Source organism: Streptomyces sp. H39-C1 (assembly GCF_027158125.1).
Taxonomy (GTDB): Bacteria; Actinomycetota; Actinomycetes; order Streptomycetales; family Streptomycetaceae; genus Actinacidiphila; species Actinacidiphila fildesensis.
Genome location: NZ_JAPVLS010000005.1, coordinates 112,099 through 133,574 on the forward strand (window position 1 = coordinate 112,099; position 21,476 = coordinate 133,574).

At 71.6% G+C, this 21,476-nt stretch carries 25 protein-coding genes; 18 read left to right on the plus strand and 7 right to left on the minus strand.

Annotated elements, in window-relative coordinates:
* Window positions 1-45 precede the first annotated feature (45 nt).
* The 7 genes from O3W51_RS05385 (at window position 46) to O3W51_RS05415 (ending at window position 6,294) form a co-directional block, all read left to right on the plus strand.
* The gene (locus tag O3W51_RS05385) at window positions 46-924 is read left to right on the plus strand and encodes a TatD family hydrolase (RefSeq protein ID WP_269284178.1); all 879 of its coding nucleotides are present in this window, start codon (window positions 46-48) and stop codon (window positions 922-924) included.
* 182 nt (window positions 925-1,106) lie between these two features.
* Window positions 1,107-2,516, plus strand: a complete 1,410-nt coding sequence (locus tag O3W51_RS05390) for a resuscitation-promoting factor (RefSeq protein WP_244809206.1) — start codon at window positions 1,107-1,109, stop codon at window positions 2,514-2,516.
* Between the two features lie 74 nt (window positions 2,517-2,590).
* The gene (gene rsmA / locus O3W51_RS05395) at window positions 2,591-3,508 is read left to right on the plus strand and encodes a 16S rRNA (adenine(1518)-N(6)/adenine(1519)-N(6))-dimethyltransferase RsmA (protein ID WP_269284179.1); all 918 of its coding nucleotides are present in this window, start codon (window positions 2,591-2,593) and stop codon (window positions 3,506-3,508) included.
* Window positions 3,505-4,449, plus strand: coding sequence for a 4-(cytidine 5'-diphospho)-2-C-methyl-D-erythritol kinase (locus O3W51_RS05400; RefSeq protein ID WP_138354704.1), 945 nt, complete (start codon window positions 3,505-3,507; stop codon window positions 4,447-4,449). The genes rsmA and O3W51_RS05400 overlap by 4 nt, the downstream gene beginning before the upstream one ends.
* 107 nt (window positions 4,450-4,556) lie before the next feature.
* The gene (locus O3W51_RS05405; RefSeq protein ID WP_269284180.1) at window positions 4,557-5,135 is read left to right on the plus strand and encodes an RNA polymerase sigma factor; all 579 of its coding nucleotides are present in this window, start codon (window positions 4,557-4,559) and stop codon (window positions 5,133-5,135) included.
* Complete coding sequence (locus O3W51_RS05410; RefSeq protein ID WP_138354703.1) at window positions 5,132-5,761, plus strand: hypothetical protein; 630 nt, start codon at window positions 5,132-5,134, stop codon at window positions 5,759-5,761. Before O3W51_RS05405 ends, O3W51_RS05410 begins: the two co-directional genes overlap by 4 nt.
* Before the next feature lie 125 nt (window positions 5,762-5,886).
* Entirely contained in the window at window positions 5,887-6,294 is a 408-nt protein-coding gene (locus tag O3W51_RS05415) for an STAS domain-containing protein (RefSeq protein WP_138354702.1), read from the plus strand.
* Between the two features lie 7 nt (window positions 6,295-6,301).
* Here the strand turns inward: O3W51_RS05415 and O3W51_RS05420 are convergent, their stop codons facing one another.
* The 3 genes from O3W51_RS05420 to O3W51_RS05430 are packed head-to-tail and all read right to left on the minus strand — an operon-like array spanning window position 6,302 to window position 7,349.
* Complete coding sequence (locus O3W51_RS05420) at window positions 6,302-6,622, minus strand: hypothetical protein (protein WP_164294414.1); 321 nt, start codon at window positions 6,620-6,622, stop codon at window positions 6,302-6,304.
* A gap of 53 nt (window positions 6,623-6,675) precedes the next feature.
* On the minus strand, window positions 6,676-6,891 hold the full coding sequence (locus O3W51_RS05425) for a hypothetical protein (RefSeq protein WP_138354701.1): 216 nt from the start codon (window positions 6,889-6,891) through the stop codon (window positions 6,676-6,678).
* Window positions 6,891-7,349 carry an ATP-binding protein gene (locus tag O3W51_RS05430; RefSeq protein ID WP_138354700.1) on the minus strand — a complete coding sequence of 153 codons (459 nt, stop codon included), beginning with the start codon at window positions 7,347-7,349 and terminating at the stop codon, window positions 6,891-6,893. Before O3W51_RS05430 ends, O3W51_RS05425 begins: the two co-directional genes overlap by 1 nt.
* A gap of 197 nt (window positions 7,350-7,546) precedes the next feature.
* Here O3W51_RS05430 and O3W51_RS05435 point away from each other — a divergent pair, with 197 nt between their 5' ends.
* Entirely contained in the window at window positions 7,547-8,398 is an 852-nt protein-coding gene (locus tag O3W51_RS05435; RefSeq protein WP_138354699.1) for a helix-turn-helix domain-containing protein, read from the plus strand.
* Between the two features lie 9 nt (window positions 8,399-8,407).
* A complete protein-coding gene (locus O3W51_RS05440; protein WP_138354698.1) occupies window positions 8,408-8,596 on the plus strand; it encodes a DUF397 domain-containing protein in 189 nt (62 codons plus the stop codon).
* Here O3W51_RS05440 and O3W51_RS05445 read toward each other — a convergent pair.
* Complete coding sequence (locus O3W51_RS05445) at window positions 8,593-8,931, minus strand: hypothetical protein (RefSeq protein ID WP_138354697.1); 339 nt, start codon at window positions 8,929-8,931, stop codon at window positions 8,593-8,595. The genes O3W51_RS05440 and O3W51_RS05445 overlap by 4 nt on opposite strands.
* A gap of 94 nt (window positions 8,932-9,025) precedes the next feature.
* Window positions 9,026-9,265, minus strand: a complete 240-nt coding sequence (locus O3W51_RS05450) for a hypothetical protein (protein ID WP_187144903.1) — start codon at window positions 9,263-9,265, stop codon at window positions 9,026-9,028.
* A gap of 351 nt (window positions 9,266-9,616) precedes the next feature.
* On the opposite strand from O3W51_RS05450, the gene O3W51_RS05455 reads away from it, so the two are divergent.
* From O3W51_RS05455 to O3W51_RS05485, 7 genes are all read left to right on the plus strand, one after another.
* Window positions 9,617-11,422, plus strand: a complete 1,806-nt coding sequence (locus tag O3W51_RS05455) for an ABC-F family ATP-binding cassette domain-containing protein (protein WP_138354695.1) — start codon at window positions 9,617-9,619, stop codon at window positions 11,420-11,422.
* 167 nt (window positions 11,423-11,589) lie between these two features.
* Window positions 11,590-13,344, plus strand: coding sequence for a DUF3824 domain-containing protein (locus O3W51_RS05460; RefSeq protein ID WP_198359259.1), 1,755 nt, complete (start codon window positions 11,590-11,592; stop codon window positions 13,342-13,344).
* A gap of 490 nt (window positions 13,345-13,834) precedes the next feature.
* On the plus strand, window positions 13,835-14,521 hold the full coding sequence (locus O3W51_RS05465) for a response regulator transcription factor (protein WP_138354692.1): 687 nt from the start codon (window positions 13,835-13,837) through the stop codon (window positions 14,519-14,521).
* Window positions 14,522-14,762: 241 nt separating this feature from the next.
* The gene (gene galT / locus O3W51_RS05470; protein ID WP_138354691.1) at window positions 14,763-15,806 is read left to right on the plus strand and encodes a galactose-1-phosphate uridylyltransferase; all 1,044 of its coding nucleotides are present in this window, start codon (window positions 14,763-14,765) and stop codon (window positions 15,804-15,806) included.
* A complete protein-coding gene (gene galE / locus O3W51_RS05475) occupies window positions 15,803-16,801 on the plus strand; it encodes a UDP-glucose 4-epimerase GalE (RefSeq protein WP_138354690.1) in 999 nt (332 codons plus the stop codon). Before galT ends, galE begins: the two co-directional genes overlap by 4 nt.
* Window positions 16,798-17,940 (plus strand): galactokinase, encoded by a 1,143-nt coding sequence (gene galK / locus O3W51_RS05480; RefSeq protein WP_138354689.1) that lies wholly within the window; start codon window positions 16,798-16,800, stop codon window positions 17,938-17,940. The genes galE and galK overlap by 4 nt, the downstream gene beginning before the upstream one ends.
* 395 nt (window positions 17,941-18,335) lie before the next feature.
* Window positions 18,336-19,181: a response regulator transcription factor gene (locus O3W51_RS05485; RefSeq protein WP_244809204.1), complete on the plus strand. Its 846-nt coding sequence runs from the start codon at window positions 18,336-18,338 to the stop codon at window positions 19,179-19,181.
* Here the strand turns inward: O3W51_RS05485 and O3W51_RS05490 are convergent.
* Window positions 19,140-19,637 carry a MarR family winged helix-turn-helix transcriptional regulator gene (locus O3W51_RS05490; RefSeq protein ID WP_138354687.1) on the minus strand — a complete coding sequence of 166 codons (498 nt, stop codon included), beginning with the start codon at window positions 19,635-19,637 and terminating at the stop codon, window positions 19,140-19,142. The genes O3W51_RS05485 and O3W51_RS05490 overlap by 42 nt on opposite strands.
* 112 nt (window positions 19,638-19,749) lie before the next feature.
* Here O3W51_RS05490 and O3W51_RS05495 point away from each other — a divergent pair, with 112 nt between their 5' ends.
* Both O3W51_RS05495 and O3W51_RS05500 read left to right on the plus strand, forming a co-directional pair.
* Window positions 19,750-20,574 carry a trans-aconitate 2-methyltransferase gene (locus tag O3W51_RS05495; RefSeq protein ID WP_198359258.1) on the plus strand — a complete coding sequence of 275 codons (825 nt, stop codon included), beginning with the start codon at window positions 19,750-19,752 and terminating at the stop codon, window positions 20,572-20,574.
* The gene (locus O3W51_RS05500) at window positions 20,571-20,936 is read left to right on the plus strand and encodes a VOC family protein (RefSeq protein ID WP_164294429.1); all 366 of its coding nucleotides are present in this window, start codon (window positions 20,571-20,573) and stop codon (window positions 20,934-20,936) included. The genes O3W51_RS05495 and O3W51_RS05500 overlap by 4 nt, the downstream gene beginning before the upstream one ends.
* Before the next feature lie 23 nt (window positions 20,937-20,959).
* Here O3W51_RS05500 and O3W51_RS05505 read toward each other — a convergent pair whose 3' ends face one another.
* Complete coding sequence (locus O3W51_RS05505) at window positions 20,960-21,454, minus strand: hypothetical protein (protein ID WP_138354684.1); 495 nt, start codon at window positions 21,452-21,454, stop codon at window positions 20,960-20,962.
* Between the last annotated feature and the right edge of the window lie 22 nt (window positions 21,455-21,476).

Sequence of the window (21,476 nt, forward strand, 5' to 3'; positions counted from 1 at the left end):
GGCCTCCCGTCCCGCCCGCTCCCCGGGTCTCCATAGGATCGGGGCATGTCCCCGAAGAACGAGAAGTCCGCGGCCCCGCCGGTGCCCGAGCCGCTGCGGGTCCCGGTCGCCGACTCGCACACCCACCTCGACATGCAGGAAGGAACGGTCGAGGAATCGCTGGCCAAGGCCGCCTCCGTCGGGGTCACCACCCTCATCCAGGTCGGCTGCGACCTGAAGGGCTCGCAATGGGCGGCCGACACCGCCGCCCAGCACCCGAACGTGTGGGCCACCGTCGCCCTGCACCCCAACGAAGCGCCCCGGATCGTCCACGGCGATCCGGACGGCTGGTCCCGCCAGGGCGCCCGCACCCCCGGCGGCGACAAGGCCCTGCGGGACGCCCTCGACCGGATCGCCGCGCTCGCCGCGCTTCCCCAGGTCCGCGGCGTCGGCGAGACCGGCCTCGACTACTTCCGCACCGGCCCCGAAGGCGTCGAGGCCCAGCAGTACTCCTTCCGCCGGCACATCGACATCGCGAAGGGCGTCGGCAAGGCGCTCGTCATCCACGACCGCGAGGCGCACGCCGACGTGCTGCGCATCCTCGACGAGGAGGGCGCGCCCGACACCGTCGTCTTCCACTGCTACTCGGGCGACGCCGCCATGGCCCGGATCTGCGCCGACAAGGGCTACTACATGTCCTTCGCCGGCAACGTCACCTACAAGTCCGCCCAGGACCTGCGGGACGCCGTCGCCGTGGCCCCGCTCGACCTCCTGCTGATCGAGACGGACGCGCCCTTCCTCACTCCGGTGCCGTACCGCGGTCGGCCTAACGCGCCGTACCTCATTCCGGTCACTCTGCGGGCGATGGCCGCGGCCAGGCAGCTCCCCGAGGACGAGCTGGCGTCCGCCATCGGGGCGAACACGGCGCGGGCCTTCGGCTACTGACGGCCGCCGCCATCCCCGTCGGCCCCGCAGGCCTCCCCGTCGCCCCCCCGTCGGCCCTCCGGCCGACACCCGTCCCGAAACGCGTGATCACGACACAGCGTGCCCGGATGGTTTTGGAGAGTGACGAAACGTGGGCTAGGGTCCCGGTCCGGATCGGGGACCGTCGGACCTGTGGAGTCGTCGTGAGCAATGCGCAGGGCACCCACCGAGCAGCACGCGGTGCGGCGACCCCCGTGCCGGGGGTCGTACCGGAGGCCGCGGGCACCCGGCTGCCGCACCAGTCCGACTGGGACGCCGTACCGAACTCGTCGTGGGCCGACGAGGCGGCGGCGACCGGCTGCCTTCCGCTGATCCCGGAGCAGGAACCGGCGCCCGCGGCAGCGCCGGTCGGCGCCAGGACCGCCGCGCGCCGCGCCGCCAGGAACGGCAGACGGCCGGAACCGGCGTCCGCGGCCTCTCCCGCGGGAGGTTCCCGGCGCGATTCCCGCCCCGACTTCCGGCCCGACTCCCTGCGCAAGCTGCTGCCGCAGGCGCTCGTCGTCGCGTTCCTGGCGGGCGGGACCGTCGCGTTCCTCGCCGGTGACAAGGACGTGCAGCTCACCGTCGACGGCGAACCGCGCACCCTCCACACCTTCGCCGACGATGTCGGGGAGGTGCTGGCGCAGCAAGGCGTGACCGTGGGCGAGCACGACCTCGTCGCGCCCGGCCCGCAGGCCGAGCTGCACGACGGCGACCAGGTCGAAGTCCGTTTCGGCCGTCCCGTCACGCTCACCCTCGACGGCCACCGCCGCCTGCTGTGGACCACGGCGGACACCGTCGACGAGGCCCTGCGGGAGCTCGGCGTCCGCGCCGAGGGCGCGCATCTGTCCGCGTCGCGCGGCTCGTCCATCGGACGGCACGGCCTCGACCTGGACGTACGCACCGAGCGGACCGTCACGCTGCTCGCCGACGGCCGTGAGCGGACGGTACGCACCAACGCCGCCACCGTCCGCGAGGTCGTCGCCCAGTCCGGGATCACCCTGCAGAACCAGGACACGACCTCCGTCGACCCCGAGAGCTTCCCCCGCGAGGGCCAGACCATCTCGGTGCTGCGCATCTCCGGCACCGAGGAGGTGCGCGAGGAGCCGGTGCGGTTCCGCACGGAGAAGCACAAGGACGCCAAGCTGTTCCACGGCACCGAGGCCGTCGACACTCCGGGCAAGGCGGGTGTCCGCCGCGTCACGTACGCCTTCCGGACGATCAACGGGGTGAAGCAGCGGCCCAGGATCATCCGCTCCGAGATCGTCAGGGAGCCCGTCACCCAGGTCGTCCGGATCGGCACCAAACCGCTGCCGACCTCGGTCGCCGGGGCCGACGGCCTGAACTGGCAGGGCCTCGCGCACTGCGAGGCCGGCGGCCGCCCGCACGCGGTCGACCCGTCCGGCACCTACGGCGGCCTCTACCAGTTCGACACCCGGACCTGGCACAGCCTCGGCGGCAGCGGCCGCCCCCAGGACGCCCCCGCGGGCGAACAGACCTTCCGCGCCAAACGGCTCTACATCCAGCGCGGCTCCAGCCCGTGGCCGGTCTGCGGGCGCAAGCTCGGCGGCTGAGCGGTGGCCCGGCCGCTGGTCCGCGCGGCCGGGGCACGGCTCGAGGGCGGCTGCCGGGCCCGTACGCTGAGTACGTGAGCACCACTGAGCCCGACGCACTCCTCGGTCCCGCCGACATCCGCGAACTGGCCGCCGCGCTGGGCGTACGCCCCACCAAGCAGCGGGGCCAGACCTTCGTCATCGACGCGAACACGGTGCGGCGCATCGTGCGGACGGCCGGCGTCCTGCCGGACGACACCGTCCTCGAGGTCGGACCCGGCCTCGGATCGCTGACGCTGGCGTTGCTGGAAGCGGCCGACCGCGTCACGGCGATCGAGATCGACGACGTGCTCGCGGGCGCGCTCACCCCCACCATCGTGGCACGGATGCCTTCCCGGGCCGACCGGTTCGCGCTGGTGCACAACGACGCGATGCAGGTCACGGAGTTGCCGGGGCCGCCGCCGACCGCGCTGGTCGCGAATCTGCCGTACAACGTGGCGGTGCCGGTGCTGCTGCACATGCTCGCGACGTTCCCGACGATCGAACGCACCCTCGTCATGGTCCAGGCCGAGGTCGCGGACCGGCTGGCCGCCAAGCCCGGCAACAAGGTCTACGGCGTGCCCTCGGTGAAGGCGAACTGGTACGCGGACGTGAAGCGCGCCGGATCCATCGGCCGCAACGTCTTCTGGCCCGCGCCGAACGTCGACTCCGGTCTGGTCGCGCTGGTGCGCCACGAGCCGCCGCCGACCACGGCCACCCGGCGCGAGGTCTTCGCCGTCGTCGACGCGGCCTTCGCCCAGCGCCGCAAGACCCTGCGGGCCGCGCTCGCCGGCTGGGCCGGCTCGGCTCCCGCCGCCGAGGCCGCGCTCGTCGCGGCGGGCATCTCGCCGCAGGCGCGCGGTGAGGCACTGACGGTCGAGGAGTTCGCGGCCATCGCCGAGCACAAGCCGGTCGCGGCCGTCGTGGCGGAGGACAAGCCGGCCGCGGACGTCGTGGTGGAGGACGAGCAGTGAGCGTGCCCGCCGCCGCGTCCGCCTCCGTCACCGTCCGGATCCCCGCCAAGGTCAACGCGCAGCTGGCCGTCGGCGGTCTGCGGCCCGACGGTTTCCACGACCTGGCGAACGTGTTCCTCGCCGTGGGCCTGTACGACGAGGTCACCGTCACCCCCGCCGACAGCCTGCGGATCACGGCGTCCGGCCCGGACGCCGCGGAGATCCCCCTGGACGGCACGAACCTGGCCGCCCGGGCCGCCGTCGCGCTCGCCGCGCGGCACGGCATCGAGCCCGCCGTCCACATCCACATCGCCAAGGACATCCCCGTCGCGGGCGGCATGGCGGGCGGCAGCGCGGACGGGGCGGGCGCACTGCTCGCCTGCGACGCCCTGTGGGGACTGCACACCCCGCAGGCCGAACTCCTGGACATCTGCGCCGAGCTGGGCAGCGACGTGCCGTTCAACCTGATCGGCGGCGCCGCGCTCGGACGCGGCCGGGGCGAGATCCTCACCCCGCTCGACGTGCGGGGACCGTTCCACTGGGTCTTCGCCGTCGCGGACGGCGGTCTGTCGACTCCGGCCGTCTACCGCGAGTGCGACCGGCTGCGCGAAGCGTCCGGCACCGGCGCCACCACGGCCGACATCGCGGACCCCGAACCGGCCCCGGCCCTGCTCGAAGCCCTCGCCTCCGGCGACCCCGCCGCACTGGCCGCCGCCCTGGGCAACGACCTCCAGCCCGCCGCCCTCTCCCTGCGCCCCGCCCTCGCCGACACCCTCCGCGCGGGCACCGGGGCCGGCGCCCTGGCCGCCCTGGTCTCCGGCTCGGGCCCGACGTGCGCCTTCCTGGCCGCCACCCCCGAAGAAGCCGAGAAGATCGCCGAGGCCGTCCTGGCCTCCGGCACCTGCCGTACGACCCGGGTCACGACGTCCCCGGCCCCGGGGGCGACGATCCTGCCCGCCTGACGCTGCCGGGTGTGGAACAGCCGGTGCTGGAGGGGGCATGTAACGCTTTCGGGCGGCCGAGCCAAGTAGAGATGTAAGGCATTGCTCGTCCGTTCAAGGAGTCGTCCGTGAAAGCGGAGCATTCAGCAGCGCCACCCGTGCGTGATCCGGTCGGGTTCGCCGTGTTCTACCAGCAGCAGTTCGACACTGTGCTCGGTTTTGTCACCCGGCGCACCGACAGCCCGCACCTGGCCGCGGACCTGACCGCCGACATCTTCCTGACGGCGCTCGAACAAGCGCACACCTACGACGCCCGCCGCGGCGCACCGGTCGCCTGGCTCTACGGCATCTCCCGCAACGTCCTGGCCGCCCACTTCCGGGGCAGTGCCCGCGAGCGGCAGGCCACCGCCCAGCTCGCCGGCCGGCGGCTGCTGGACGACGAGGACGTCAGCGCGATCGAGGGCCGTATCGACGCCGCCCGCGACGCCCGGCAGCTGGCCGCGCGGCACGCCGCCCTGTCCGAGCCGCTGCGCGCGGTGCTGGACCTGGTGGCACTGGACGGACTGACCACCCGCGAGGCCGCACAGGCCCTGGGCATCAGCTCGGCCGCCGCCCGGGTACGCCTGCACCGCGCCCGCATGGCCCTGCAGCGCGTCGACACCAAGAGCACCTCATCCCTGCACGCTGTCTCGGAGGCCCACTCATGACCACCCCCGTGCACTTCCAGCAGCAGCTCGCCGAGGAGCTCACCGCCCGTGCCGCGGCCCTGCCGCCCGTGGCGGCGGTGCCGGTGCGGCCGCGCCACACGCGGCGGATCGCGGTCACCGCGCTGGGACTGGCCGCAGCCGCCACCGCAGTGATGCTGATCCCGCACTCGGCCGGTACCACCGACACCCCGCAAGCCGGAACGGGCCAGAGCACCGCCCAGGTCCCGGGCGGTGCGCCGGTCCTGAGCAACGCCGCCTACACGGTGGTTCCGCGCAAGGACGGGACCGTCAGCATCCAGGTGACGGGCGCTGAGGTGTCCGGGCTCCAGGCGGCGCTGCGCAGCCTGGGTGTGCCGGCCGTGGTCCTGCGGGCCTCGGAGTCCTGCCACGCCAAGGTCCGCACCGACAACGCCAACCTCGAGACGGTCTCCTCGCAGGATCCGAAGAACGGACGCGTGATGGTGATCCGGCCCAGCGCCATCCCGCACGGGGACTCCCTGGTGCTGGTGCAGCCCTCCCTCAAGGGTGTCCTGCACCCGGACAAGATGTACTCCATGGAGGTCATGCTGTCCCCGGGCGAGCCCAGCTGCTTCCCCGCCTCCCAGAGCAGCATCGGCGTGGGCTAGAGACTGTCCCGCCCCGTCCGGACCCGGTCGTACCGGGTCCGGAGGGGGCGCGCACCGAACAAGGGGCCGCGCCCGCATCCCCCGCACCTGAGAAGCCGCAGAGGATCACAGCCATCACAGCCACCATGCGAACAGGATCCGATCCGGGCCATGGCGCGGCGCCCGGACACCTCCGGCGTCCCGCGGTCCGCACCATCGGCCAGGACGCGCGGGGCACGACCGTCGTCGAGTTCCACGGCGAGATCGACATCGCAACCACCGGCGAGAGCGACCAGCACCTGGACGCGGCAACCGCCCGCAGCGCTCCGTCGGTGCTTGTCGACCTGCGCGGGGTGACCTTCATCGACAGTGCCGGGCTCGGCCCCATCTGCCGGGCCTGGCGCCGAGCCGTGGACCGCGGCGGCGACCTCACCCTGCTCTGCACCGACACCAGGATGCTCACCATCCTGCGGCTGACGGGCGTGACCCCCGCCATCGCCGTCACCCGCTCCTCCCCTGGGATGGCCAACCGGCCAGGGTGCGAAGCGAGCTGATGGAGCCTCAGCCGTAAAGCTCCATCACCAGTGCCCACACCGTGAACTGCGCTGCCATCGCGATCACCCACAGGACCGGTCGCCACGGGCGGCGGGACATCGCGCCGTAGCTGCCCACGGCTGCTGCCGCCAGGGCGACAACCATCGGCCCGAGGGACAGAACGTCCCTGCCCCAGCCGTTGCAGAGGGCGTGGTCGCCCGGATCGCATTCGTTCCCGGCGGACAGGCCCATCAGCGACACGGCGGTCAGCCCGACGAGGGAGCACAGACAGACGACCGCCACACCCAGTACCCGGACACCCTGCTCGACGATCTCTCTGTGCGTCACGTGCGGCACGGTAGCGGTTCGCCCTGACGTCACGCCACGAGTTCGAACGGGTGTCAGGTCTCACCCGGATCGTCGGGGCGCCGCCGCAGCGCGATGAACACCCGCCACCGGTGCAGGAAGGATTCCAGCGCGGCGGCACTGCCCGTCCGTTCCGCCTCCTGCCGCGCGGCGCTCAGTTCGCGGTCGAACCGATCCGCCGCGGCGAGATCCAGCCCGCTGACGGTCACCCGCAGGGCCGCCTCGACGAGCGGATCGCCGGGTTCCGCCATCAGGCGGCCAACTCGAACCACAGCAACTTCCCGCACACCCCGAACACTTCCTCGCCGAGCGCGTACCCGCCCCACCGGTCCGCGCACTCCCGCACGAGCAGCAGCCCCCGCCCCCGCTCGGCGCACTCGGGCGGCCCGGGCGGGTGCAGTGCGCCGCGAAACGGCGGCGGAATCGTCGGGTTGGTGTCCCACACACCCACCCGTACGTGCGTGGTGCGCGGATTGCTCAGCCGGATCCACGACGGCCCGTCGGAGTACAGCAGCGAGTTGGTCACCAACTCGCTCGCCAGTAGCTCGGCCACGTCGGTGACCTGCGGGATCCCGTACGTCAGCAGCACGGCTCGCACCGTCGCCCGCGCGATGCGGACGGCTCTGCCGTCGTGCGGGAGTTGGAGGGTGTACGTCCAGAAGTCGTCGGGGTGCGGCGTGTTCGCCGCTACGTTGTTGTCGTTGTGCATGGGGGACCGCCTCCGGTCGGGTGGCCCGGTGGCGGTGTCGCCCCTGGCGGGGCGGTGCTCTTCCGGCGCCATCGAGTGGCATGCGTCACACTGTAGGACGTTAACTGTGAAGTATTCGGCGATTCACTTGAATATATTCAGGATGCGCTCGTGTGGGTGACCCGCCGCACTGTGCACGGATCGAGGAGGGCGCAGCGATGCCACCCAGCAGTACTCCGACGTTGCGACAGCAGCGTCTCGGCGCTGAGCTGCGCAAACTGCGTGAGCGCGCGGGGTTGTCCGCGACGGCCGCCGCAGCCCTGTTCGGCGTCAACCAGTCGCGCATCAGCAACATCGAGTCGGGCCGGCACCCAGTGAGTGCCGACCGGGTTCACGCGATGGCCCGTGGCTACAACTGTTTCGGTGAGGACCTGATCGAGGCGCTTGTTGCGATGACCGGGAAGCGCCCGCGCGGCTGGTGGGAGGAGTACCGGGAGACCTTCCCCGTCGGGTTGCTCGATCTGGCGGAGATGGAGCACCACTCAACAGCGATCCGGGTCGCCGTGGCGATCCACATGCCGGGTCTGCTCCAGACCGTTGATCACGCCCGCGCGACGATTTGCCAGAGTGTCCCCGCGCTTCGGCCGCATGAGGTGGAGCACCGGGTCTCGTTCCGGATCAAGCGGCAGGCGATCCTGTTCCGCGACGAACCGGTCTCGTACTCCGTGGTCATCCACGAGGCGGCGCTGCGGATGGGGCTGGGCGGGCCCGACACGGTACGAGCGCAGCTCGCTCACCTCATCGAGATGAGCGAGCACGACCACATCTCCCTCGTGGTGATCCCGTTCGGTAGTGCGTCCTTCACACCATCCGGCCAGCCGATCACCTACGCCTACGGTTCCGTGCCGCAGCTGGACACCGTGGAACTCGACACCGATCACAGCTGCGAGTTTCTCGACGCGGAGGCGCTTCTACAGTGGTACCGGTCCGTTCTGGACCGGATGGAGGGGTCCGCGCTCAAGCCCGACAGGTCGCGCGACTTGATTCGCCGCATCGCACAGGAGAGCTGAGGAGCGCGCATGCCCACGATGGACTGGCAGAAGTCCTCGTACAGCAATCAGGGGGCGAACTGCCTCTACATAGCCCGCACCTCCGACGGAACGATCCGCCTCCGTGAGAGCGACGACCCCGACGTGATCCTCCGCACCACCCCCGCCGCGCTCCGCGCGTTCCTCCAGGCCCTGAAGGCCGGGGCGGACCGGTCCTAGGACGAGGCCAGTGTCGCGTTGATGATCCAGACCACCAGGAGCAGGACCAAACCCAACGTGGCGGCCACCGCCGTGCCGTTGCGGCGGAGGGTGCCGAACAGGCCGGCCGTCACGATCAGTGGGGCGGCGATCTGGGGGAGCAGGACGATGAGGTTCTGGCGGGCGGGGTCGCAGATGCCCTCGTGGGAGTCCGGGAAGCACGAGTCGCTCGCCATGACGAAGATGGGCGCGAGCAGGTAGGTGAACAGGCCGGCGACGACGAGCAGCACTGCGAGCAGCCCGCGGACCAGTGGGAGCGGGGTTCGGGCGGCCGGTGTGCTCACGGGGATGGTCATGCCGATGACGCTAGGGCGCAACCGGGCGGGCGGCATGAGCGGGGCTACTCACCCCGGGGTGAGTAGCCCCGCCTGCGGCATTCCTGGGGTGCAGTCAGCGGACGGTGGGGACCGGCGTTCCCGGCGTGCGTAGCCAGACCTGCTGGCCGCCGGTCTTCGTCACGGTGAGGCCGAATTCGTCGCGCTCCGGCCGGCCGTTCTCCAACCACCAGGAGTAGGCGGTCCCGACCTCGTCCCAGAGGCGGCGTGGGCCGTACTGATCCACCTCGAACGACGTTTCGCCGGGTACGTAGTCGATGGAGGCCCAAGATCGCCGGTCGTCGGGTCTCGTCATCGAGATACACGGTGGGAGAGCCGCCGGACTTGCTCTCCGGGTCCTTGCCGAGCAGGTGTAACGCCATGGTGTCCTCCGCTGGCGAGCCGGATGGGATCGCTGCCAACGAGCTTGCACCGCGCCCACCGGCGCGCGACAGCAACTTGCGCGAACTTGCTCGATCAACTTCGCGCGGCGGCAGTTTCGCGCGGCGGCAGCGAGCGGCGGACCGCTCCTGCCTGCGAGTGGCACACCGGGTGACCGAAAACACACGCTGTGTGGTGCTACCGGCAATGGATGCGGGCGGAGGGGGTGGTCGGTGGTGGCGACTACCCTGGGAGATCGATCGTTCCGCACCAGCATGGAGTAAAAGTGGCCGTCAACCTCGTCAACGTCGAGGCCGTAGGAAAGGTCTACGGCACCCGGGCGCTGCTCGACGGTGTTTCCCTCGGCGTTTCGGAGGGCGACCGTATCGGGGTCGTCGGCCGTAATGGTGACGGGAAGACGACCCTGATCCGGATGCTCGCGCAGCTGGAGGAGCCGGACACCGGGCGGGTCACGCATGTGGGCGGGCTGCGGCTCGGGGTGCTGACGCAGCACGACAGCCTGGACCCGAAGGCGACCGTCCGGCACGAGGTGGTCGGGGACAAGGCGGACCACGAGTGGCTCGGGGACGCGAAGATCCGCGATGTGCTGACCGGGCTGTTCGGCGGGCTGGACCTGCCGGGGTTCCCGCAGGGGCTGGACACGGTGATCGGGCCGCTGTCCGGTGGTGAGCGGCGCCGGATCGCGCTGGCGAAGCTGCTGATCGACGAGCAGGACCTGGTCGTGCTCGACGAGCCGACCAACCATCTCGACGTCGAGGGCATCGCCTGGCTGGCCGGCCACCTGCAGACCCGGCGCTCCGCGCTGGTCTGCGTCACTCACGACCGGTGGTTCCTGGACCAGGTCTGCACCCGGATGTGGGACGTGCAGCGCGGTGACGTGCACGAGTACGAGGGCGGCTACAGCGACTACGTCTTCGCGCGGGCCGAGCGCGACCGGCGGGCGGCCACCGAAGAAGGCAAGCGGCAGAACCTCATGCGCAAGGAGCTGGCGTGGCTGCGCCGCGGCGCCCCGGCGCGGACCAGCAAGCCGCGCTACCGCATCGAGGCCGCGAACGAGCTGATCGCGGACGTGCCGCCGCCGCGCGACAGTGCCGAGCTGATGAAGTTCGCCAACTCCCGGCTCGGCAAGACCGTCTTCGAGCTGGAGGACGTGACGATCCAGGGCGGCGACAAGGTGCTGCTCAAGCACCTGACGTGGCAGCTGGGTCCGGGCGACCGGATCGGCCTGGTCGGGGTGAACGGCGCGGGCAAGACGTCGCTGCTGCGGGCGCTGGCGCAGGCCGCGTACTCGCACGGCGACGACCAGCCGCCGGCCGGGAAGATCGTCGTCGGCAAGACGGTGAAGCTCGCGTACCTGTCGCAGGAGGTCAGCGAGGTCGACCCGACGTGGCGGGTGCTGCAGGCCGTGGAGAGCGTGCGGCAGCGCGTGGACCTCGGCAAGGGCAAGGAGATGACGGCGGGCCAGCTGTGCGAGCAGTTCGGCTTCTCGAAGGAGAAGCAGTGGACGCCGGTCGGTGACCTGTCGGGTGGTGAGCGGCGCCGGCTGCAGATCCTGCGGCTGCTGATGGACGAGCCGAACGTGCTGTTCCTCGACGAGCCCACCAACGATCTCGACATCGAGACGCTGACGCAGCTGGAGGACGTGCTCGACGGATGGCCCGGTTCGATGGTGGTCATCAGCCACGACCGGTTCTTCCTGGAGCGCACGACCGACAACGTCTGGGCGCTGCTCGGCGACTCGACGCTGCGGATGCTGCCGCGCGGGGTCGACGAGTACCTGGAGCGCCGCCGCCGTATCGCGGCGGACTCGGCGCCCGCGCCGGTCGTGTCGAAGGGCAAGGCGGCGGGAGCCGCCGGGTCCCGGGACGAGCGGGCGGCGAAGAAGGAGCTGCAGAAGGTCGAGCGCCGGCTCGACCGCATCGGCCAGGAAGAGGCCAAGGTGCACACGCAGATCGCGGACAACTCGACGGACTTCGACCTCGTCGCCAAGTTGGACACCCAACTGCGCGCGCTGCGCGACGAGCGCGACGAGCTGGAAATGCGCTGGCTGGAGCTGGCGGACGACGAGTAGGGCGGCCGGAGCTGTCGACGCCGGGGCGTGCGCGCCCCGGCGTGTGGGGCTTGTAGCGGGCGCGTAACGGTCGTGGACCGGCAGGTGGGGCGGCAGGGACGCAGTGATAGAAAGAGAACTCCCGCTTACCTGACCCTTACTGGTATTGCCTGAATGAGGACCTGCTGATGACGCAGCCGCCCCCGCCGCCCGGCAACCCGCCCAACTTCGGGAAGCCCGAGGGCGCTGTGCCGCCTCCGCCTCCCCCGCAGGGTCCGCCGCCGCAGGCGCCGCAGTACGGCTACCCGCAGCAGGGGCCGCCGCCCGCGCAGCAGTCGTACGGGTATCCGCCGGCCCCGCCCGCGGGCCAGGTGCCGGACAACCCGTACGCGCAGCCGGTCCCGCCGGGGCAGAACCCGTACGCGCAGCCGGCGCCGCAGCAGCCCGAACAGCCGCAGCCGCAGTACGGCTACCCGTCGCAGGGGCAGCCGCCCGGCCAGCCTCCGCAGACCGTCTACACGCAGCCCGGTGGCTACACCCAGCCCGGCGGGTACCCGCCGCAGGGTGGCGGTCAGGGCGGCGGCAACAGCAAGATCGTCATGATCGTCGCCGCGGTGGTCGCCGCGGTGCTGGTCATCGGTGGTGGCGTGTACTTCCTGACCAAGGGCGACGACGGCGACAAGAAGCCGATCGCGGACAAGACCTCGGCCGGTGCCAACGGCGGCGCCAGCGGCGGCAACGACGGCAAGCCGACGGGCGTCATCAACGCCAAGGTGGGCTGGAGCAAGACCGCCACGCGGCCGCCCGTGGACGAGATCACCGCCCGGGTGCCCAACACCTGGTTCAGTGGCGACACCGTCGTCAAGACGCTGCCGGACTCCGTGAAGGGGTACGCGCTCAGCGGCGGCGCGGAGAAGTGGTCGATCCCGATCACCGGCAAGTCCTGCCCGGCGTCGGACGACGTCTCCGACAACCGGGTCGCGATCCAGTTCGGCGCCAACTGCGAAATGCTGATGGCCGTCGACATCTCCAAGGGCACGAAGCTCTGGGAGGTGCCGCTGCCCATCGCGCCGGGTTCGAGCAGCTCCACGTTCCTCTACTCGACGGTCGCGGTCAGCGGCGATGTCGCGGCGATCTCCTGGCTGCACGGCTACGCCGGGTACAAGCTCAGCACCCATGCGCAGATCTGGGCGCCCAACCCGGCGTCCAGCTGCCAGGACAAGAGCTACGCGGGCGGCAAGCAGCTCGTCGTCTCGGTCGAGTGCGGCAAGGACGTCTTCGTCCGGGGCATCGACACCACGACCTACAAGACCAGCTGGTCCTGGCAGGTCTCGGCGGGCACCGAGCTCTCCAGCATCGTGTCCACCGACCCGGTGGTCATCGGTATCGGCGCCACCAACAGCCTGATGTCCGACCTCATGTACCTGGAGGGCGGCAAGCTCGTCGGCCACACCTCACTGGGCAACGGCGGCTATCAGGGCAACTACGGGATCCACTGCCGGATCGCCGGTGAGGGCCCCTGCTTCAACTTCGCCATCCAGGGCACGACGCTCTACACCCCGACGAAGTCGCACAAGGCGGACGGTGGCGCCTACGGCCAGACCAACGAGATCGCAGCCGTGGACCTGAAGACCGGCAAGCCCCTGTGGACCGTCAAGCCGGCCGTCTCCGGCGAGTCGACCGTGGTCGGCATCGAGAACGGCAAGGTCATCGCGTACCAGGAGTCGGGGTACGACAAGCCCGGCGGGCTCTACGCGATGGACCCGACGACGCAGAAGAACACGCCGTACATGGTGTTCAGCGCCGACACGAAGAAGACCGAGAACGAGTTCCTGGACACGTACCGCTACACGTGGCTGCACAACGGGCACTTCTTCCTCACCGGCGTCACCGTCTCCGCCCGGGACTCGCTGTCGGCGCTGGTGATCGCGGACTTCAGCTGAGCCACCGGCCGGGGTAAAACCCCAGTACCGCACTGACGGGCCCATAACGAGACACCTGTCCCGTTGTGGGCCCGTCCTGTGCACGATGAGACGCCCGGGTGTGAACCGGCCATCAATGACGGGTATTTCGGAATTGAGGGGTGCTTCTTACCGGTAAGGGGCGCGCCGCGTCGAACAAACGTGTAGCTTCCGGGGCTAGGGCCTGTCCGGCCGATCATGGGCGGTCCAGACGTCGTCTGGTGCGGTGCCTCGCAAGGCGCCGGAGCACCCGCATACCGGTTGTATATGGGTGTTTCGGCAACGCCGCGAGGGGCCGTGCCAGGCGGCGGAGGGGCCGTTCGTGATCGGCCGGACAGGCCCTGGACCCGGGCCCGCCGTGGGTCAACCGCCGGGACAACGGGCGGGCCGTGCGCTACGTACAAGTGGGGGCAGGACGTGGAGCCGCCGGGACCGGTCCCGATCGGTCCTCAGGGGGATAGGGGAACGCGACATGGGCGTACGTCTTGTCGTCATCGACGACCACCGGCTGCTGGCGGAGGCGCTCGCCTCGGCACTGAAACTGCGCGGGCACCGGGTGCTCGCCGCAGCCTCGCCGGCGGCGGGGGCGGCGGATCTCGTACTGAGCAGGTCGCCGGAGGTGTGTCTGATCGGCACGTCGTCCCCGGCCGATCCGGGGGTGTTCGAGACCGTCTCGCGGGTCAAGCGCGAGCGGCCGGCGGTGGCCGTGGTCGTTCTCGGGCCGGTGCCGAGCCCGCGCGGTATCGCGGCGGCGTTCGCGGCCGGTGCCTCGGGCTATGTGCGGCAGGACGAGCGCATCGAGGGCGTCGAGCGGGCCATGGTGAAGGCCAGGGCCGGTGAGGTCGCGGTCTCTCCGCAGCTGCTGCAGAGCGCGTTCGCGGAGCTGTTGAATCCGGTGGAGGAGCCCGACGACGAGGGCAGCCGGCTGCTGCAGATGCTCACACCGCGCGAGATAGAGGTCCTGATGAGGGTCGCCGAGGGTGAGGACACCCGGCTGATCGCCGCCGGGATGAGCATCGCCCCCAGCACCGCGCGCACCCATGTGCAGCGGGTGCTCATGAAACTCGGCGTCGGCTCCCGGCTGGAGGCCGCCGCGCTCGCGGCCCGTACCGGGCTGCTGGACCGGGTCGCGGCCGGGAGCTTCCCCTCCGGAGGCTGACCGGGCCGCCGTAGCCCGGGGCCCGAGCCCCCTGCCCGCGGTCCGATGCTCCACCCGTCGACGCTCCACAGGCCGATGCTCCACGCACCGCTGCCCCCGCGCCCTGTGTGGGGGCAGCGGCATGTCGTCGTGCCCTCACTCACCGATCTGGCCAGGTCCTGGCTGGTGCATTGACGTCACTGTTGTTTTGTGGTTCATTGTGCGCGGTTATGTTGAGTAGGTTTGATGAGGGGTCTCCGGAGTGAAGAAGACGACGACCCGCCTGGCGGACGGCCGTGAGCTGCTCTACTACGACTCCCGTGACGACGTGGTGCGCGACGCCGTGGACCGGCGCCTGCTGGACGCCGTCGCCACCTCGGCCGAGCTGCGCCGCGATCCGCTGCTGGGCGACACCGTCGCCGTCGCCTCCCACCGGCAGGGCCGCATCTACCACCCGCCGGCCGACGAGTGCCCGCTGTGCCCGTCGCGCGACGGCCGGCTCAGCGAGATCCCGGCCGCCGACTACGACGTCGCCGTCTTCGAGAACCGCTTCCCCTCCCTCGCGGGCGACGCCGGCCGCTGCGAGGTCGTCTGCTTCACCTCCGACCACGACGCCTCGTTCGCCGACCTCACCCCCGAGCAGGCCGGACTGGTGCTCGACGCCTGGACCGACCGCACCGCCGAGCTGTCCCAACTCCCCGGCGTCGAACAGGTCTTCTGCTTCGAGAACCGCGGCAAGGAGATCGGCGTCACCCTCGGCCACCCGCACGGACAGATCTACGCGTACCCGTTCATCACCCCGCGCACCGAGCTGATGCTGCGCTCGCTGGCCGAGCACCGGGAACGCACCGGCGGCAACCTCTTCGACGACGTACTCGCGGATGAGCGTGCCGACGGCCGCCGTGTCGTGCTGGAGGGCGAGCACTGGACGGCGTTCGTCCCGTACGCGGCGCACTGGCCCTACGAGGTGCACCTCTACCCGAACCGCCGGGTGCCGGACCTGCTGCAGCTCGACGAGGACGCCCGCACAGAGTTCCCACATGTCTATCTGGAACTCTTGAAGCGCTTCGACCGGATCTTCGGGGAGGGCGAACCGCGCACGCCGTACATCGCGGGCTGGCACCAGGCACCCTTCGGGGCGGCCGACCGGTGTGACTTCGCGTTGCACCTTGAGCTTTTCACCGTCCGCCGCACTTCCGGCAAGCTGAAGTTTCTCGCGGGTTCCGAATCCGGCATGAGTGTGTTCATCAACGACGTGCCCCCGGAAACCGCGGCACAGCGACTGCGAGAGGTAGCGAGCCAGTGAGCACCCCCCTGAAGGTCCTGGTGACCGGCGGCGCCGGTTACATCGGCAGCGTCGTCACCGCACACCTGCTGGAAGCCGGCCACCGGGTCACCGTCCTGGACGACCTGTCGACGGGCTTCCGGGAGGGCGTGCCGGCGGGCGCGGACTTCGTCGAGGGGCGGATCCAGGACGCGGGCAAGGTGCTCGACTCCTCCTACGACGCCGTGCTGCACTTCGCCGCCTCCTCGCAGGTCGGCGAGTCGGTCGCTGACCCCGGCAAGTACTGGCGCAACAACGTGGCGGGCACCATGGAGCTGCTCGCCGCGATGCGCGAGTGCGGGGTCCGCCGGCTGGTCTTCTCCTCCACGGCCGCGACCTACGGGGAGCCGGCGTCCGTCCCGATCACCGAGGACGACGCGACCGCGCCGACCAATCCGTACGGCGCCACCAAGCTCGCCGTCGATCACATGATCACCGGCGAGACCGCCGCGCACGGGCTGTCCGCCGTCTCGCTGCGGTACTTCAACGTGGCCGGGGCGTACCGCTCGCTCTCCGGCGAGATGATCGGCGAGCGGCACGACCCCGAGTCGCACCTCATCCCGCTGGTCCTCCAGGTCGCGCAGGGCCGCCGCGAGGCGATCTCCGTCTACGGCGACGACTATCCGACGCCCGACGGGACCTGCGTCCGCGACTACATCCACGTGGCCGACCTCGCGCAGGCGCATCTGCTGGCGCTGGCCGCCGGCGCCGAGGGCGAGCACCTGATCTGCAACCTGGGCAACGGCGAGGGCTTCTCCGTCCGCCAGGTCGTCGAGACCGTCCGGCAGGTCACCGGTCACCCGGTCCCCGAGGTCACCGTCCCGCGCCGCGGCGGCGATCCGGCCGTACTCGTCGCCTCCGCCGACCGGGCCCGCCGGGTCCTCGGCTGGCGTCCGTCCCGGCCGGATCTCGCCGAAATCGTCCGGGACGCCTGGGCGTTCGCCCAGCGCGGGGAGAACCAGGAGACCGCCAAGTGACCGTGTTCGAGAAGGTGTTCGGCACCGCTCCGGAGGGCGTGTGGGCCGCCCCCGGCCGGGTGAACCTGATCGGTGAGCACACCGACTACAACGACGGCTTCGTGATGCCGTTCGCGCTGCCGCACACCACCGTGGCCACCGTCGCCCGCCGCGATGACGGCCTGCTGCGGCTGCACTCCGCCGACATGCCCGGCGGCATCGTCGAACTGCGGCTCGACGAGCTGACACCCGGCAGGGACGACGGCTGGGCCTCGTATCCGGCGGGTGTGGTGTGGGCGCTGCGCGAGGCGGGCCACCGGCTCACCGGCGCCGACATCCACTACGAGAGCACGGTCCCCACCGGCGCCGGCCTGTCCTCGTCGGCCGCGCTGGAGGTCGTCACCGCTCTCGCCCTCGACGACCTGCACGAACTCGGCCTGGAACGGCCCGCGATGGCCCTGCTGTGCCAGCGCGCCGAGAACGTCTACGTCGGAGCGCCCACCGGCATCATGGACCAGACGGCGTCCGCCTGCTGCACCGCGGGCCACGCCCTGTTCGTGGACACCCGCGACGGCTCGCAGCGCCAGGTGCCGTTCGACCTCGCCGCGGAGGGGATGCGGCTGCTCGTCGTGGACACCCGCGTCAAGCACGCGCACAGCGACGGCTCGTACGCCGAGCGCCGTGCCGGGTGCGAGGCCGGCGCCGCCGCCCTCGGGGTCCCCGCGCTGCGCGACATCCCCTACGACGGCCTGGCCGCGGCCCTCGACCGGCTGCGCGCGGGCGGTCAGGACGACACGATCCTCGGTCTCGTCCGCCACATCGTCACCGAGAACCACCGGGTCGAGCAGGTCATCGAGCTGCTGGACGCCGGCCGTACCCGGGACATCGGGGCGGTTCTGACGGCGGGCCACGTCTCGCTGCGCGACGACTTCCGTATCTCCTGCGCCGAGTTGGACCTCGTCGTGGACAGCGCGAACGCCTCCGGTGCGCTGGGCGCGCGGATGACGGGCGGCGGATTCGGCGGCTCGGCCATCGTCTTCGCGGAGAGCGACGCCGCGGAGAAGATCACCGAGGCGGTCGTCTCGGCGTTCGCCGCCGCCGGCTACCGGGAGCCGCGGGTCTTCACGGCGGTCCCGTCGGCGGGCGCCCGCCGCCGGTAGCCCGCCACGTGTCGTCCGGCCGGCCGGGCCACCGGCCGGCTGTCCGGGCGTTCCGGCGTCCCAAACCCCGGCCGGCCGGAAAGAGCGGGGGACCCGAAGCACCAACGTTCCCGCGCGCCCCGCGTGTTGGCCGAATGCATCCGCTGCTACCGGCCGACTTCTGCCAATCGGGCGCTATTGGCGTCCCCGGCCCCTACGCTTCTGACACAGCGCCGGTGGGGGCCGGCGCCATCAGGGGGCGAGACGCAAGGATTCGGCACCCGGAACGGGTACCGCAGGCGGGGCACGACGGCGGTCGTGCGGTACTGCGGTGGAAGATCCTGTTTCCGGGCGCCGGATCCCATGCGATCGCAACCCCAACCGTGGGGGAGAGCAACATGCCGGGAGTGGGGCCCGTGGGACGCATTCGTGTTCTCGTCGTCGACGACCACCGGATCTTCGCCGAATCACTGGCGGCCGCACTCGCGGCGGAGCCGGACGTCGATGTGTCGGCAGCCGGCAGCGGCCCTGCCGCGCAGCGCTGTCTGGAGCGCGCGGTGGCCGACAACCGAAGGTACGACGTGCTGTTGGTGGACGCCGACCTCGGTGCGGTGTTCCGCCCGCCGGGAGGCGCGGTGGGCGCGGCAACGCTGACCGCGGTGCCGCGGATCGTGCCGGAGCCCCGTCAGGCGGACCACCCGGGCGGCCCGGCCGCCCCCGCGATCCCGGACCATCTGATCGACGGGATCGGCCTGGTGGAACGGGTCCGCGCCGAGCATCCCTCGACGCGCACCGTGGTGCTGGCCGAGCGGGACGACGCCCGGCGCGCGGCCCGCGCGCTGCAGGCGGGGGCCTCCGGCTGGGTCGCCAAGGACTGTTCCCTGTCACGGCTGCTGGCCGTGATGCGCGGGGTGCTGCGCGACGAGACGCATCTGCCGCCCGCGCTGCTCACGGGCGTGCTGCGGGAGCTGACCGCGGCTCGCCGGCACCGCACCGAGAGCGAACGGCTGGTGGAGTCGCTGACGCCGCGCGAGCAGGAGGTGCTGCGCTGCATGGTGGCGGGGCTCGGCCGCAAGGCGGTCGCCGAGCGGCTGTTCCTGTCCCCGCACACCGTCCGCACCCATATGCAGAACGTGCTGGGGAAGCTGGGCGTGCACTCGACGCTGGCGGCGGTCGCGCTGGCGCGCCGGGCCGGCGTCGGACCGGTGGAACTGGTCCCGTCAGCCGGGGATGTTGTCGAACGGAGCGGTCAGCTGTCGTAGCAGCGCCGCGAGGTCGCCGCGCTGGCGGTCCGTCAGTTCACCGAGGATGGACCGCTCCTGGGCGAGCAGCCCGGCCAGCGCCTGGTCGGCGCGCTCGCGCCCCTCGGGGGTGAGCCGGACGAGCACCCCGCGCCGGTCCGAGGGGTCCGGCAGCCGTTCCACCAGGCCCTTCTTGGCGAGTCTGTCGATCCGGTTGGTCATCGTGCCGGAGGTGACCAGCGTCTGCGTGAGCAGCTGCCCGGGGGAGAGCTGGTACGGGTCGCCGGTGCGGCGCAGCGACGTGAGCACGTCGAACTCCCACGGCTCCAGGCTGTGCTCGGAGAAGGCGAGCCGCCGGGCCCGGTCCAGGTGCCGGGCCAGCCTGCTGACGCGGCTGAGCACCTCGAGTGGTTCCACGTCGAGGTCGGGGCGCTCTCGGCGCCATGCAGCGACCAGCCGGTCGACCTCGTCCTCCATGACGATCAGTGTAGTGGTTCTGTCGATATGAAGTCTCTTGACGTCAAGATAAAAATTGAGGCACCGTAGAGGACGTCAGCAGATCCACCGGATCCGTCAGGGAGGCAGAAACGTGCCGGCAGCAGCACCCGCCTGGGACCCCCAGCAGTACCTGCACCACACCGACCACCGCACCCGCCCCTTCCACGAACTGCTCGCCCGGGTGCCCGCCCTCCCGGGGCAGGCGCCGCGCATCGCGGACATCGGCTGTGGTCCCGGCAATGTCACCACGCTGCTGAGCGGCCGCTGGCCGGCCGCCCGCGTCACCGGCTTCGACAACTCGCCCGAGATGCTGGACGCGGCCCGCGCCTACGCCGGCCCGACCCCCGGCGGCGGACAGCTGGACTTCCGGCCCGCCGACGCCGCGCACTGGGCTCCCGACGAGACCTACGACCTGATCATCGCCAACGCCGCCCTGCAGTGGGTCGAGGGCCATGCGGAGCGCTTCCCCGACTGGCTCGACCACCTGGCCCCCGGCGGCACCTTCGCGTTCCAGGTCCCCGGCAACTACGACGCTCCCAGCCATGTGCTGCTCGCCGAGCTGTGCGCGTCCCCGAGGTGGCGGGCCCGGCTGGGCGGCCGCGCCGACCGCCGCGTGCTCACCCTCGAACCCGAGGAGTACTTCCAGCGCCTGAGCTGCCTGGGCTGCGAGACCGACGTCTGGGAGACCACGTACCTGCACCATCTGCAGGGCCCCGACCCGGTGCTCGAATGGACCAAGGGCACCGCGCTGCGCCCCGTGCTGACCGCGCTCGGGAACGACGCCGCCGCCCGCGAGGAGTTCCTCGCCGAGTACGGCGAGCTGCTGCGCACGGCGTATCCGGCCGGTCCGCACGGCACCGTCTTCCCGTTCCGGCGGATCTTCGTCGTCGCGCGCAAGGCAGGGGTGGCCGCGTGATCAGCGCTCTCGACCACGTACAGCTCGCGGCACCGCCCGGCAGCGAGGACGCGCTGCGCGCCTTCTACGGGGACGTCCTCGGCATGACCGAACTCCCCAAGCCGCCGGTGCTCGCCGCCCGGGGCGGCTGCTGGTTCGGCTCCGGCGCGGCCCAGATCCACATCGGGGTCGAGGAGGGCTTCCGCCCGGCCAGGAAGGCGCATCCGGGCATCAGGGTCGACGGCATCACCGCGTACGCCCGGCGGCTGGAGGAGCGCGGCGCGACCGTCGTGTGGGACGACAACCTCCCGGGGCACCGGCGCTTCTACTCCGACGACCCGTTCGGCAACCGCCTGGAGTTCCTGGAGCCCGACCCCTCCTGAGCGGCGCGCTGCGCAGGCGCCCGCTACAGCAGGGCGAAGGCGGCGACCATCAGGGCCGCGCCCGCCAGGCCGGCCGTCCAGGCGCTGCGGGGCATCCGCAGGCCCCCCGCGAGCACCAGGGCGGCCAGCAGGAGGGCGCCGCCGAGCGGGACCCAGGCGTACAGCACGCCGGCCCAGCCGGTGCGTACGACGTCGTCGGTGCCGGGTTCCACGGCGACCTTGAGCTTCTCGCCGGTGCGGTGGGTGACGGACCGGGTGATGGTGACCCGGGGCCGCGCCGTGGCGGCCCCGGCGGGGGCGAAGGGGCCGGTGCAGGTCTTGTCGCCGCAGGCCGCCACCGTCATGGTGCCGCGCTCGCGGCCCTTGGAGAGCATCACGTGCTGGGCCGTCCCCCAGGACACCCACACACCCGAGGCGAGCAGCAGGGCGACCGCCGCCGACAGGATCACGGCCTTGCCGACGAGCAGCACGCCCCAGGCACTCTCCGCCATCCGGCGGGACCGGCTCCGTTTGACCATGCGGGCGATCTTTGGCCATGAC

What these genes read in the sequence shown, in the direction of transcription:
- O3W51_RS05410 (WP_138354703.1), top strand. Translation starts at nt 5,132, where the DNA reads ATGACCACCCCCGTGCACTTCCAGCAGCAGCTCGCCGAGGAGCTCACC.
- O3W51_RS05460 (WP_198359259.1), top strand. Translation starts at nt 11,590, where the DNA reads ATGACGCAGCCGCCCCCGCCGCCCGGCAACCCGCCCAACTTCGGGAAG.
- O3W51_RS05440 (WP_138354698.1), top strand. Translation starts at nt 8,408, where the DNA reads ATGCCCACGATGGACTGGCAGAAGTCCTCGTACAGCAATCAGGGGGCG.
- O3W51_RS05385 (WP_269284178.1), top strand. Translation starts at nt 46, where the DNA reads ATGTCCCCGAAGAACGAGAAGTCCGCGGCCCCGCCGGTGCCCGAGCCG.
- O3W51_RS05465 (WP_138354692.1), top strand. Translation starts at nt 13,835, where the DNA reads ATGGGCGTACGTCTTGTCGTCATCGACGACCACCGGCTGCTGGCGGAG.
- O3W51_RS05425 (WP_138354701.1), bottom strand. Translation starts at nt 6,891, where the DNA reads ATGGCGGAACCCGGCGATCCGCTCGTCGAGGCGGCCCTGCGGGTGACC.
- O3W51_RS05435 (WP_138354699.1), top strand. Translation starts at nt 7,547, where the DNA reads ATGCCACCCAGCAGTACTCCGACGTTGCGACAGCAGCGTCTCGGCGCT.
- O3W51_RS05445 (WP_138354697.1), bottom strand. Translation starts at nt 8,931, where the DNA reads ATGACCATCCCCGTGAGCACACCGGCCGCCCGAACCCCGCTCCCACTG.
- O3W51_RS05505 (WP_138354684.1), bottom strand. Translation starts at nt 21,454, where the DNA reads ATGGTCAAACGGAGCCGGTCCCGCCGGATGGCGGAGAGTGCCTGGGGC.
- O3W51_RS05415 (WP_138354702.1), top strand. Translation starts at nt 5,887, where the DNA reads ATGCGAACAGGATCCGATCCGGGCCATGGCGCGGCGCCCGGACACCTC.
- O3W51_RS05450 (WP_187144903.1), bottom strand. Translation starts at nt 9,265, where the DNA reads ATGACGAGACCCGACGACCGGCGATCTTGGGCCTCCATCGACTACGTA.
- O3W51_RS05490 (WP_138354687.1), bottom strand. Translation starts at nt 19,637, where the DNA reads ATGGAGGACGAGGTCGACCGGCTGGTCGCTGCATGGCGCCGAGAGCGC.
- O3W51_RS05430 (WP_138354700.1), bottom strand. Translation starts at nt 7,349, where the DNA reads ATGCACAACGACAACAACGTAGCGGCGAACACGCCGCACCCCGACGAC.